This window comes from Enterobacter sp. UPMP2061, assembly GCF_053709615.1.
On the sequence record NZ_JBSKJP010000007.1, the window covers coordinates 169,183 to 182,415 of the forward strand.

The following is a 13,233-nucleotide window of genomic DNA, read 5'->3' on the forward strand; positions in this document are numbered from 1 at the left end:
ATTTGCATTATCATACTCGTCATTCGATAGCGAGCCTAACACTCTGGCGCGCAAACGGGCAGGATTAACGCTGGTACTGCGCTGATGAGTAAGATAGTCTCTGAGCGTTTGTAAGCCGTAGCCACTGATGACGGAACAATAAAATACAACGTATGAAAAAACGTATCCCCACCCTTCTGGCCACAATGATTGGCACCGCCCTGTATAGCCAACAGGGGCTCGCAGCCGATCTCGCCTCGCAGTGTATGCTTGGCGTCCCAAGTTACAATCGCCCACTGGTGAAAGGCGATACGAATGACTTACCCGTCACCATTAATGCCGACAGTGCAAAAGGTAATTATCCTGACAATGCGACCTTTACGGGCAATGTCGATATTAACCAGGGAAACAGTCGCCTGCTTGCTGACGAAGTGCAATTGCACCAGAAGCAACCGGAAGGTGCTCAGGCGCCTGTCCGTACGGTGGATGCGCTGGGTAATGTGCACTATGACGACAATCAGGTCATCCTGAAAGGTCCGAAAGCCTGGTCGAATCTGAATACCAAAGACACCAACGTCTGGGAAGGTGATTACCAGATGGTCGGTCGTCAGGGGCGCGGTACCGCGGACCTGATGAAGCAGCGCGGCGAAAACCGCTACACCATTCTCGAAAACGGCACGTTTACCTCCTGTTTGCCAGGGTCAAATACCTGGAGCGTTGTGGGCAGTGAAGTGATCCACGACCGTGAAGAACAGGTTGCAGAGATCTGGAACGCCCGTTTTAAACTCGGCCCGGTGCCCATTTTCTATAGCCCTTACCTGCAACTGCCTGTGGGTGACAAACGTCGTTCAGGTTTCCTGATCCCGAACGCCAAGTACAGCACGTCGAACTACTTTGAGTTCTACCTGCCGTACTACTGGAACATTGCGCCCAACATGGACGCCACGATCACGCCGCACTATATCCATAAGCGCGGTAACATCATGTGGGAGAACGAATTCCGCTATCTGACCAAGGCGGGCGCGGGTCTGATGGAATTTGATTATCTGCCATCAGATAAGGTGTTCCAAGACGAGCATCCGAGCGAAGGTGATAAGCACCGCTGGATGTACTACTGGAAGCACGCCGGGGTATTGGATCAGGTGTGGCGTTTCAACATCGACTACACCAAAGTCAGCGATCCGTATTACTTCAACGACTTTGATTCTAAATACGGCTCCAGTACCGACGGTTACGCCACGCAGAAATTCAGCGTGGGCTACGCCATTGAGAACTTTGACGCGACGGTGTCGACCAAACAGTTCCAGGTATTTGATACACAATCGCGTAGTACCTATGGTGCCGAGCCGCAGCTGGACGTGAACTGGTACCAGAACGATGTGGGTCCTTTCGACACGCGCGTTTATGCTCAGGCGGTCCATTTCGTCAACACCAACTCGGATATGCCGGAATCAACGCGTCTGCATATCGAGCCGACGATCAATCTGCCGTGGTCAAACGACTGGGCGAGCCTGAATACCGAAGCTAAGCTGATGGCCACCCACTACCAGCAGAAAAATCTGGACTGGTATAACAAACGCTATGGCACCGATCTTGAAGAGTCGGTAAACCGTACGCTTCCGCAATTCAAAATGGACGGGAAGCTGATCTTCGAACGTGATATGGGCCTTCTCGCCGATGGATACACCCAGACGCTTGAGCCGCGTATGCAGTATCTGTATGTGCCTTATCGCGATCAGAGCAAAATTCAAAACTACGACTCTTCCTTCCTGCAATCAGACTACAGCGGCCTGTTCCGTGACCGTACCTACGGCGGGCTTGACCGTATTGCGTCTGCTAACCAGTTAACGACTGGCGTCACAACGCGCGTATATGATGATGCTGCCGTTGAACGTTTTAACGTTTCTGTTGGTCAAATCTACTATTTCACCGAGTCTCGTACCGGTGATGACGACATTAACTGGGAGAAAGACAACAAAACGGGCTCACTGGTATGGGCGGGCGACACCTACTGGCGCATGACGGATCGTTGGGGTCTGCGCGGTGGTGTTCAGTACGATACACGACTGGACAATATCGCGACGGGCAGCGCAGCCATCGAATACCGTCGTGATGAAGACCGCATGTTGCAGTTGACGTACCGTTACGCCAGCCCGGAGTATATCCAGGCGACGCTGCCAAACTATGCGAATACAGACCAATACAAAGACGGTATTTCACAGGTGGGTACCGCCGCGAGCTGGCCGATCGCCGATCGTTGGTCAGTCGTCGGGGCCTACTACTATGACACGAATGCCCAAAAACCTGCTGACCAGATGCTGGGTCTGCAATACAACTCCTGCTGTTACGCAATACGTGTCGGTTACGAACGCAAACTTAACGGCTGGGATACGCAAAACAGTCAGGGCAAATATGATAACGTGATCGGCTTTAATATCGAGTTGCGCGGCCTGAGTTCTAACTACGGTCTGGGCACGCAGCAGATGCTGCGCTCGAACATTCTGCCGTATCGTAGTTCATTGTAATGTGCTTGATTTACAACGTAATCCGCTTTGCGGTTAATTGAAATGGAAAAAGTATGAAGAACTGGAAAACGCTGCTACTCGGTGTCGCTATGGTTGCGAATACCAGCTTCGCGGCCCCACAGGTTGTCGATAAAGTCGCGGCTGTGGTTAACAACGGCGTCGTGCTTGAAAGTGACGTTGACGGTTTGATGAAATCTGTAAAGCTCAACTCGGGCGAAGCAGGTCAACAGCTTCCGGATGACGCTACGCTGCGCCACCAGATCCTGGAGCGTCTGATCATGGATCAGATTGTTCTTCAGATGGGCCAGAAAATGGGCGTGACGATCTCTGACGAGCAGCTCGATCAGGCGATCGCCAACATTGCAAAGCAGAACAACATTACCCCGGATCAGATGCGTAGCCGCCTGGCCTACGACGGCATCAGCTATGCCACCTACCGTAATCAGATCCGTAAAGAGATGCTGATTTCAGAAGTGCGTAACAATGAAGTCCGTCGCCGCGTCACCATCCTGCCTCAGGAAGTGGATGCCCTGGCAAAACAGGTAGGGAATCAGAATGATGCCAGCACTGAGCTTAACCTGAGCCACATCCTGATCCCACTGCCGGAAAACCCAACCTCCGATCAGGCGGCTGAGGCGGAAAGCCAGGCGCGCGCTATCGTTGAGCAGGCGCGTAATGGCGATGACTTCGGCAAGCTGGCGATCACCTATTCCGCTGACCAGCAGGCGCTGAAAGGCGGCCAGATGGGCTGGGGGCGTATTCAGGAGCTGCCATCCCTGTTTGCCCAGGCGCTGAGCACGGCGAAGAAAGGCGACATCGTCGGTCCAATCCGTTCCGGTGTGGGCTTCCACATTCTGAAAGTGAACGACCTGCGCGGCCAGAGCCAGAACATTTCGGTTACCGAAGTGCATGCGCGTCATATCCTGCTTAAGCCGTCTCCGATCATGACTGACGATCAGGCTCGTGCGAAGCTGGAACAGATCGCGGCAGACATCAAGAGCGGTAAAACCACCTTCGATAAAGCGGCAAAAGAGTTCTCTCAGGATCCTGGCTCTGCAAACCAGGGCGGTGACCTGGGTTGGGCGGCAGCGGATATTTACGATCCGGCTTTCCGCGATGCGTTAATGAAGCTGAATAAAGGCCAGATGAGCGCGCCGGTACACTCCTCCTTCGGCTGGCATCTGATCCAGCTGATGGACACGCGCAACGTGGATAAAACCGACGCGGCGCAGAAAGACCGTGCGTATCGCATGCTGTTTAACCGTAAGTTCTCTGAAGAAGCCGCAACCTGGATGCAGGAACAACGCGCCAGCGCTTACGTGAAAGTGTTGAGCAACTGATGAAACCGCATCGTGTTGTGATCACCCCCGGCGAACCCGCCGGGATTGGGCCTGACCTTGTGGTTCAGCTCGCCCAGCGCAGCTGGCCGGTAGAGTTGGTTGTCTGCGCAGATGCAACACTGTTACAAGACCGGGCAGCTTTGCTCGGTCTGCCTTTAACGCTCCTCCCTTACGTTGAAGGCCAACAGCCCGCACCGCAGCAGGCGGGTACTCTCACCCTGCTTTCTGTTCCGCTCCGTGCGCCTGTTGTCCCCGGTGAGTTACACACCGAAAACGGCCACTACGTTGTCGAGACGCTGGCGCGCGCCTGTGACGGTTGCCTTCAGGGCGAATTTGCCGCCCTGATCACCGGTCCGGTGCATAAAGGCGTGATCAATGACGCGGGCATTCCGTTTACCGGGCATACCGAATTTTTCGAAGAGCGTTCGCACAGCCCGAAAGTGGTGATGATGCTGGCAACCGAAGCAATGCGCGTTGCGCTGGTAACAACGCACCTGCCGATCAAAGCCATTCCGGATGCCATTACGCCTGAACTCCTGCGTGAGATCATTGGCATTTTGCATCACGATCTGCAAACCAAATTCGGCATTCCGCAGCCGCATGTGCTGGTTTGCGGCCTGAATCCGCACGCGGGTGAGGGCGGACATATGGGCACCGAAGAGATCGACATCATCATTCCGGTGCTTGAGGAGATGCGGGCGAAGGGGATGAACCTCAGCGGGCCTCTGCCTGCCGACACCCTTTTCCAGCCCAAATACCTGGATAATGCCGACGCCGTACTCGCGATGTACCACGATCAGGGTCTGCCCGTGCTAAAATACCAGGGCTTTGGCCGCGGGGTGAATATCACCCTCGGTTTACCCTTTATTCGAACGTCCGTTGACCACGGTACTGCGCTGGATCTGGCAGGCCAGGGAAAAGCGGATGTCGGCAGTTTTATTACGGCGCTTAATCTCGCCATCAAAATGATTGTTAATACTCAATGACTAATCGAGTCCATCAGGGCCACTTAGCCCGTAAACGCTTCGGGCAAAACTTCCTCAACGATCAGTTTGTGATCGACAGTATCGTTTCTGCCATTAATCCGCAGAAAGGTCAGGCCATGGTCGAAATCGGCCCGGGTCTTGCCGCGCTGACCGAGCCGGTAGGCGAACGCCTCGACGAACTGACCGTTATCGAACTCGACCGCGATCTGGCCGCACGTCTGCAAACGCACCCGTTCCTCGGGCCGAAGCTGACGATTTATCAACAGGATGCGATGACCATGAACTTCGGCGAACTGTCAGAAAAAATGGGACAGCCGCTGCGCGTGTTCGGTAACCTGCCGTACAACATCTCCACCCCGCTGATGTTCCATCTGTTTAGCTATACTGATGCCATTGCCGACATGCACTTCATGTTGCAAAAAGAGGTCGTTAACCGTCTGGTTGCAGGGCCGAACAGTAAAGCGTATGGTCGTTTAAGCGTGATGGCGCAATATTACTGCAACGTGATCCCGGTATTAGAAGTACCGCCTTCCGCGTTCACGCCGCCGCCAAAAGTAGATTCTGCGGTTGTGCGCCTGGTGCCACATAAAACGATGCCGTACCCGGTCAAAGACCTGCGTATACTGAGCCGTATCACGACAGAAGCCTTTAACCAGCGCCGTAAAACGATTCGTAACAGCCTTGGCAATCTGTTTACCGTTGACGTATTAGCTGAGTTGGGCATCGACCCGGCAATGCGTGCGGAAAATATTTCCGTAGAGCAGTACTGCAAGCTGGCTAATTACATCAGCGACAATGCGCCGCCGAAGGAGAGCTAAGCCATGATTGATTCGCCCCGCGTCTGTGTTCAGGTTCAAAGCGTCTACATTGAGTCCCAATCCACACCGGATGAAGAACGTTTTGTCTTTGCTTATACCGTAACCATTCGCAATCTGGGGCGGATGCCTGTGCAACTGCTCGGGCGCTACTGGCTTATCACCAACGGCAATGGCCGTGAAATTGAAGTCCAGGGCGAAGGCGTGGTCGGTGAACAACCCCATATCGCCCCTGGCGAAGAGTATCAGTACACCAGCGGCGCGGTAATTGAAACGCCGCTGGGTACCATGCAGGGCCATTATGAAATGGTCGATGCCGACGGCAATGCTTTCCGCATTGCTATTCCCGTATTCCGTCTCGCCGTACCTACACTTATTCATTAATCTAATGTCTACATATCTGATTGGCGACGTTCACGGTTGCTACGATGAACTGATCGCATTATTAAAACAGGTCGACTTCACCCCCGGGCAGGACACGCTCTGGCTGACGGGCGACTTAGTGGCGCGCGGTCCCGGTTCCCTGGACGTCCTCCGCTATGTCAAATCGCTGGGTGACAGCGTGCGCATGGTGCTGGGCAACCACGATCTGCATCTGCTGGCCGTATACGCCGGGATCAGCCGTAATAAGCCGAAAGATCGCATTACCCCCCTGCTGGAAGCACCGGATGCCGATGAGTTGCTCAACTGGCTGCGTCGCCAGCCGCTGCTACAGATTGACGAAGAGAAAAAGCTGGTGATGGCGCATGCCGGCATCACGCCTCAGTGGGATCTTGAGACGGCAAAAACCTGCGCGCGCGACGCCGAAGCGGTGCTGGCGAGCGACTCCTATCCGTTCTTCCTGGATGCGATGTATGGCGACATGCCGAATAACTGGAGTGATGACCTCAGCGGCCTGGCGCGACTGCGTTTTATCACCAATGCTTTTACGCGGATGCGCTACTGCTTCCCGAACGGGCAACTGGATATGTATTGCAAAGATACGCCTGAAAATGCCCCTGCGCCGCTTAAGCCATGGTTTGCGATTCCGGGCCCCGTGACAAACGAATACAGTGTGGTATTTGGACACTGGGCATCGCTGGAAGGAAAAGGCACCCCGGAAAATATCTATGCGCTGGATACCGGATGCTGCTGGGGCGGGGATTTAACCTGCTTACGCTGGGAAGATAAAACTTACTTTGTGCAGCCATCCAACCGACAGCTGGACTTAGGCGAGGGTGAGGCAGTCGCCTCCTGAAGATATTTATCCTCTCCCTTCGGGGAGAGGATAAAACCGTTAACGACGTTCCAGAATTTCGAAGCAGTAGCTGTGTGAGTTCTGCGCATCCGCATCGTGAAACTCACTGAATACGGACTCCCACTCGTCCGGATCGTAATCCGGGAAATGGGTATCCCCTTCCACTTCCGCATCAATGTGCGTCAGATACAGTTTCTGCGCTTTTGGCAGGAACTGCTCATACACACGCCCCCCGCCGATCACCATGATCTCTTCGGCATCGCCGCAGGCGGCAATGGCTTCATCTACGGACTTAACCCACTGAACGCGATCGTCAGTGCCCGGCTGGCTACTGATCACAATATTCTTACGACCCGGCAGCGGACGACCAATCGACTCCCAGGTCAGGCGGCCCATCACTACCGGCTTGTTTAACGTAGTACGTTTAAACCATGCGAGATCGGCAGGCAGGTTCCACGGCATGGCGTTTTCCATGCCGATAACGCGGTCTACCGCCAGCGCTGCAATCAGACTGATCATTGAAAATTTCCCGGATGCAAAAAATTGCCGCCACTATACGGAAAGCTTAATCTTTCGTCGACTGGCGGCAGGGTAAAGAATTAGAAATTTTTTAATATTGCTGGCAACTCCACTTCACGCAGAGGGTTTACTCTCCGGTTCATCCGCAGGATCACCAGTATGCTTGCCCTCTTCCGTTCCTTGCCAGCCGTGGCGCTGAACCAGCGACAGATGATTACGATCCTCGTTGATGATCTCCGTCAGCATGGTGCTGGTGCGTTTAAACACCGCAGCGCGTTCGGTTGCCGTACTGCTCGCCATCGCCACCATCTCTTCCACCATCTCATGATTAAAACGGCGGAACAGATCGGCACGCTCACGTGCCTCATACGCGCCAAGCCCCAGGCTTTCCAGCGCCATGCGGCCAGATTTGAGCGCCCCTTCGAAGGTTTCACGTTCAGGGGCTGCCACACCCGCCTGACGCAGCTGGATGTAGTGATCCACATCGCGCGCACGGGAGATAATGGTCAGATGCGGAAAATGCTCTTTGACCAGCTCAACCATCTGCATACTGGTCTCTGGATCGTCAATGGCATTAATCAACACCTCGGCTTTCGCCGCCCCGGCGGATTCCAGCAGATCGACGCGGGTCGCATCACCGTAAAACACTTTCATATCGAATTTACGCAGCGTATCGACATGGTCAGGATCGTGATCGAGAATGACCATTTTGACACCGCTGGAGAGCAGTAAACGGCCAGTAATCTGCCCGAAGCGGCCAAATCCGGCGATGATCACCCGCGGCTGCTCCTCGTCGATCTCATCGGCTTCTCGCTCCTGTTCGCTTCCCGTTTTCTCCAGACGCGTCAGCAGCACCAGCAGGATCGGCGTTGCGGCCATCGACAGCGCAACCGCCAGCGTCAGCGCTTTTGCCCATTCCGGATCAAGTACATTTGCCATCTGCGCTGCGCCAAAGACAACGAAAGCAAACTCACTCCCCTGCCCCAGCAGCACGGCAAACCAGCGGCGTTGCGGTTTTGGCACATTTAACGGGCGGGCAATCAGCCACAGCATCGCCATTTTAATGACCAGGAAACCCACCAGCAGAATGATGATGCGCAGCGGATGGGTTACCAGCGTCCCGAAGTCGATAGACATCCCGACGCCGATGAAAAACAGCCCCAGCAGCAATCCTTTAAACGGCTCGATATCGCTTTCCAGCGCGTGACGGTATTCGGAGCTTGCCAGTAAGACCCCCGCGAGGAAGGCGCCCATTGCCATCGACAGCCCGGCCTCTTCCAGCAGCAATCCAAAACCAAACACCAGGAATAACGCAACGGCGCTGAATACTTCGCGCAGGCCAGAGCGAGCAACAAAGCGCAGCAGCGGACGCGTTACGTAGCGACCAAGCAGAACAACCAGCGCCAGCGCACCGGCAACCTTCAGCGCTGATAAGGCAAATGCTCCCAGCGTCGTTGATGCGCCGCTGGCTGCCAGCAGCGGGATCATCGCCACCAGCGGGATGGCGGCAATATCCTGGAACAACAGTACGGAGAAGGTGCTGCGCCCCATTTGCGACACCGTCAGATTACGCTCGTTCATTGCCTGCATGGCAATCGCCGTCGAGGAGAGCGCCAGCGTCATGCCGATCAGCTCTGCGACTTTCCACTCCATCCCCAGCAGAATGCAGAACCCGCCCAACAGCAGACCGCAGGCCAGCATTTGCAGGGCGCCTCCGCCAAACACCGAGGCGCGCAGTTTCCACAGCCGCTGCGGATCCAGCTCCAGACCAATCACAAACAGCATCAGCACCACGCCGATCTCCGCAAAATGCAGGATCGACTCGGCATCCGTCACCAGCCGAAAGCCCCAGGGGCCAATCACACACCCGGCAATCAGATAGCCGAGCACCGAGCCCAGCCCCAGACGAACCGCCACGGGCACAATTAATGCCGCCGCGCCGAGGTAAATCAGCGCCTGTATCAGCGTATGGCTATCCATTGTGCGTCTCCTGCCACTCAAGTAAACGTTGTTTGTAGTGACGAGCCTGCGCCTGCAAGGTTTCATCGTCGCAGACAAAGGTACAGTGCATCGCAAAAGGCGGAAGCCAGTTCAGACCGCAGTAAAGGGCAGTAGCCTGGAGCGGCTGCGCCAGCACGTCAAATCCGGGGAAGGCGCCAATCTCAAAGTGGCTTTCCCCCCCGCCGGTGGTAACAGCCCACATCAGGCTTTTGCCCTGAAGCGCGTTGCCGTTGTGTCCATATGCCCAACCGTGGGAGAAAACTTTGTCGATCCACAATTTCAGCAGCGGAGGCGTGCTGTACCACTGCATCGGATGCTGCCAGACGATCAGATCGGCACGGGAGAGCGCCTCCTGTTCGGCGGCGACATCGATATTAAAATCAGGGTAGAGTTGATAGAGGGAACGTATCTCTACGTTTTCGAGCGTCCTTGCCTGCTCAAGCATCCGCTTATTCGCATGAGAGTGCTGCGGATAGGGGTGCGCATAAATTATCAGAATCATGTATATGCCCGTCTTTTACTTTTCTTGTAGCAATGAGTGTAGACAGTTACCACCCCGACTTAAAGGGGTCATCTTACGCTTCAAAGTAAATCGCAAGTATTGGCAATCATCACCACCTTAACAGCGATTACGGCGCTAAAGAAAGAAAACGACGCGTACGACAAATTCATGCCGCAAAATAATAGTAACAACTCATATTGCCAACAGATATTTTTAGAGGACCTTAAGTCATTCTTTAATAAAACAGTCTGTACATAACCCATTGAAAAAATAATAATTTTACGCTCTTTGTTTTGAGCTCATTATTTAGGCGGTCGATATACGTTTCACACACGTGTCGAATATTCCTTCTCACTCAAATGGATGTGTACATGAGCAACAAACCCTCCCAATTAAATAATACAACCAAAACTCTGGGAAAGATATTTCCTGCCTTGTTGATATGCACCCCTGCGGTTGCGTTTTCTGCAACGATTGACCAATCAACTTCTGTTCCTCAAGATTTCTCAGCCGATGCTGAATATGTTATTAATAAAGACGTGACGATATCTTCCGCAGATAGTGAAGCGGCGGTATCTGTCACTGGGTTTACTATCAATAATATCACTAACGAAGGGAATATTTCCGGTAGGGAAACTGGCCTGGATATAAATACTGCCGCGCAACGTGTTGTGGTGAATAACGAGGAAGGTGCCGCCATCACATCGAAATCGGCTACAGCTATTAGTATTGAATCAATGCAAGGTGAAATTAGCAACCGTGGGAATATAACCGCTTTTGAGGATGGTATATTCGTTAGTGAAAACTCATCGGCTGTAAGTATTTCAAATAGCACAACCGGAGTTATTAAAGGTAAAACTGGCCTGAACGCACTTGCAGGCGTTGCCATTAATAATGCGGGTACGATCACTGGTACAGCGAATGATGGAATCGCTCTGAGCGAGGGTAACACTAAGGTCATAAATACTGGTAACGTGCAGGGTGCGCAATACGGTTTTAATGTAACGAATAATGCAAAAGTAGATATCACGAATAGCGGAACGATTAGTGGTGATACAGCCGCTGTTATGTTTGCCAGCAATAAAAATAACACCCTGGTGCTTGATACGGGTTCCACTCTTATCGGTGACGTTATTTCCACCAATTCCACGGGAAACACTCTCACCCTGATCGGCACCGGTACGGAAGACAGTAACTTTGTGGGTCTGAACGAAGGCGACGGTTTTGCCAGTATAAAAATGATGGGCGAAAATTGGGCGCTGTCGGGCGATCTCGATATTATTGGCTCTGGCGATTCCTTGCTGATAGACACGGGCGCGTTAACCCTGTCAGGCGCGGTATCGAATACCGGTAATACACGGGTGGCCAAAGATGCTTCGTTGCAACTGGGCGATGGCGAAAAAACCGCGACCCTCAGCGGTGGGCTCACCAACAACGGTACCGTCATTTTTAACCAGGGAAGCGATTTCACTTTCGCCACCGACATGACCGGTAGCGGTAACGTCGAAAAAGTTGATTCCAACACCCTGACCCTGACGGGCAAAAATAGCTATACAGGGGATACGGTTCTGCACGGCGGCACCACGCTGGTCTCCACTGGCGCAACGCTCGGCGTCAAGGGCAGTAACGCCACCGTTACCGTTGAAAATGGCGCGACCTTTGCCACCGCAGGCGAAGTGAACAACAACATCGCGGTTCTTAGCGGCGGTACGCTGGCGGCGTGGAATGCAGTCCAGGGTAACTCCACGCTCAGCGCTTCCGGCGTCGATACCATCAACGGCAACGTGACTAATGGCGGCACGCTGTTACTCAGTGCGGCTAATAATAGCGTTGGCAATAATTTTACGATTAATGGCGACTACACCGGCTCTGACGGTAGCCAGATCGTGATGAACAGCACCCTGGGTGAAGATAATTCACCAACTGATCACCTCACTATTACGGGCAGCAGCTTCGGTCAGTCCGGCATCAGCATCACCAACATTGGCGGCGCAGGCGCGCAAACCATTAACGGTATGGAAATTGTCAGCATCGGCGGCAGTTCCGAAGCCCAACTGACGCTGGCAAAACCGGTCGTTGCAGGCGCCTGGGAATATAGCCTCTACCAGCACAGTGACGGCAACTGGTATCTGGAATCAAAGGCGACGCCTTCTGATGAGCCTTCCGATGACACCGATGACGGTGGCAATACTGATGATGGCGGTAATACCGATGATGGTGGTAATACCGATGATGGTGGCAACACCGATAACGGCGGCAACACCGACAACGGCGGCAGCACCGACAACGGCGGCAACACCGATGATGGTGGCAACACCGACAACGGCGGCAGCACCGATAATGGCGGCAACACTGACAACGGCGGTAGTAATACGCCGGAAGTCATGGCACCTGAAGTGGGTGCTTACTTAGGTAACTACCTTGCCGCACAGGGCATGTTCCTGCATAAGCGTGACGATCGCGACCAGATCACCTTCCGCAATGAAGACGACCTGAACACCTGGATGTACGTTAAGGGTCGCTATCACGAGAACGATGCGGGTGGCGATAAAGTCAGCTACGACACCACCACCACCGTACTGCAAGTCGGCAGCGATTTCATGAGCAAGCCAATGGATAACGGCATCCTGCGTGCTGGCGGGATGTTCGGTGCAGGCCAGGCGAAGACCCACTCTGATGCAAAGCACAACGTACGTGACGCACAGGGTAAGGTTGATGGCTTCAATGTTGGGCTGTACGCCACCTGGCAGGAAGATCAGAAATTACGTCTGGGCAGCTACGTTGATACCTGGGCCGCTTATAGCTGGTACAACAACAACGTCACCAGCAATCGCAACGATGAAGACTACGATAGTGAAGGTTTCGCCGCGTCTGTTGAAGTCGGCCACGCGTGGATAATCCAGTCTGAAAATGAACGCACCTGGAAGATCGAGCCGCAGGCGCAGGTGATCTACAGCTATCTCGATCAGGAAAATCATACCGATCGCGACGGCGTACGCGTCACTACCCTGGACAATGACAGCGTCTTTGGTCGTCTCGGCGTTAAAGCTAGCTACTTCCAGCAGAAGGACGTCAAGGCCTGGCAGCCGTACGTTGCGGTTAACTGGTTGAAAGGTGCTGGTCAAAACGATCTGGCATTCAACGACGAGACCGTCAGCAACGATACGCCGGAAGATCGTGGTCAGTTAGAGTTGGGCTTAACCGGCAACCTGAACGAAACCACGACGATCTCCCTGCGTGCCAGCGGCGAGTGGGGTGAAAACAGCTATGCCGCCTACGGCGGTCATATTTTGTTAAACCATCGCTGGTAATCGATCATCCTGAAGCAA

The 13,233-nt window shown here is 53.8% G+C and carries 10 protein-coding genes; 7 read left to right on the forward strand and 3 right to left on the reverse strand.

Features of this window, described 5'->3' with window-relative positions:
* Positions 1-152: 152 nt before the first annotated feature.
* Genes lptD through apaH form a run of 6 tightly spaced genes read left to right on the forward strand, consistent with a single transcriptional unit; the run spans position 153 to position 6,882 of the window.
* Positions 153-2,504 carry an LPS assembly protein LptD gene (lptD, locus tag ACWKXX_RS15250; protein ID WP_017383802.1) on the forward strand — a complete coding sequence of 784 codons (2,352 nt, stop codon included), beginning with the start codon at positions 153-155 and terminating at the stop codon, positions 2,502-2,504.
* A gap of 53 nt (positions 2,505-2,557) precedes the next feature.
* The gene (surA, locus tag ACWKXX_RS15255) at positions 2,558-3,844 is read left to right on the forward strand and encodes a peptidylprolyl isomerase SurA (RefSeq protein WP_017383803.1); all 1,287 of its coding nucleotides are present in this window, start codon (positions 2,558-2,560) and stop codon (positions 3,842-3,844) included.
* Positions 3,844-4,830, forward strand: a complete 987-nt coding sequence (gene pdxA / locus ACWKXX_RS15260) for a 4-hydroxythreonine-4-phosphate dehydrogenase PdxA (RefSeq protein WP_032620901.1) — start codon at positions 3,844-3,846, stop codon at positions 4,828-4,830. Before surA ends, pdxA begins: the two co-directional genes overlap by 1 nt.
* Positions 4,827-5,648, forward strand: coding sequence for a 16S rRNA (adenine(1518)-N(6)/adenine(1519)-N(6))-dimethyltransferase RsmA (gene rsmA, locus ACWKXX_RS15265; protein WP_032620900.1), 822 nt, complete (start codon positions 4,827-4,829; stop codon positions 5,646-5,648). The genes pdxA and rsmA overlap by 4 nt, the downstream gene beginning before the upstream one ends.
* 3 nt (positions 5,649-5,651) lie before the next feature.
* Positions 5,652-6,029, forward strand: coding sequence for a Co2+/Mg2+ efflux protein ApaG (gene apaG / locus ACWKXX_RS15270; protein ID WP_003856425.1), 378 nt, complete (start codon positions 5,652-5,654; stop codon positions 6,027-6,029).
* A gap of 4 nt (positions 6,030-6,033) precedes the next feature.
* Positions 6,034-6,882, forward strand: a complete 849-nt coding sequence (gene apaH / locus ACWKXX_RS15275) for a bis(5'-nucleosyl)-tetraphosphatase (symmetrical) ApaH (RefSeq protein WP_015572649.1) — start codon at positions 6,034-6,036, stop codon at positions 6,880-6,882.
* Between the two features lie 39 nt (positions 6,883-6,921).
* Here the strand turns inward: apaH and folA are convergent, their stop codons facing one another.
* The 3 genes from folA to kefF all read right to left on the reverse strand — a co-directional run bounded on the left by folA (position 6,922) and on the right by kefF (position 9,904).
* Positions 6,922-7,401, reverse strand: a complete 480-nt coding sequence (folA, locus tag ACWKXX_RS15280; protein ID WP_003856431.1) for a type 3 dihydrofolate reductase — start codon at positions 7,399-7,401, stop codon at positions 6,922-6,924.
* A gap of 114 nt (positions 7,402-7,515) precedes the next feature.
* On the reverse strand, positions 7,516-9,381 hold the full coding sequence (gene kefC, locus ACWKXX_RS15285; protein WP_023295908.1) for a glutathione-regulated potassium-efflux system protein KefC: 1,866 nt from the start codon (positions 9,379-9,381) through the stop codon (positions 7,516-7,518).
* On the reverse strand, positions 9,374-9,904 hold the full coding sequence (gene kefF / locus ACWKXX_RS15290; RefSeq protein WP_017383806.1) for a glutathione-regulated potassium-efflux system oxidoreductase KefF: 531 nt from the start codon (positions 9,902-9,904) through the stop codon (positions 9,374-9,376). The genes kefC and kefF overlap by 8 nt, the downstream gene beginning before the upstream one ends.
* A 371-nt stretch (positions 9,905-10,275) precedes the next feature.
* On the opposite strand from kefF, the gene ACWKXX_RS15295 reads away from it, so the two are divergent.
* Positions 10,276-13,215 carry an autotransporter family protein gene (locus ACWKXX_RS15295; RefSeq protein ID WP_284329772.1) on the forward strand — a complete coding sequence of 980 codons (2,940 nt, stop codon included), beginning with the start codon at positions 10,276-10,278 and terminating at the stop codon, positions 13,213-13,215.
* Positions 13,216-13,233: the final 18 nt, after the last annotated feature.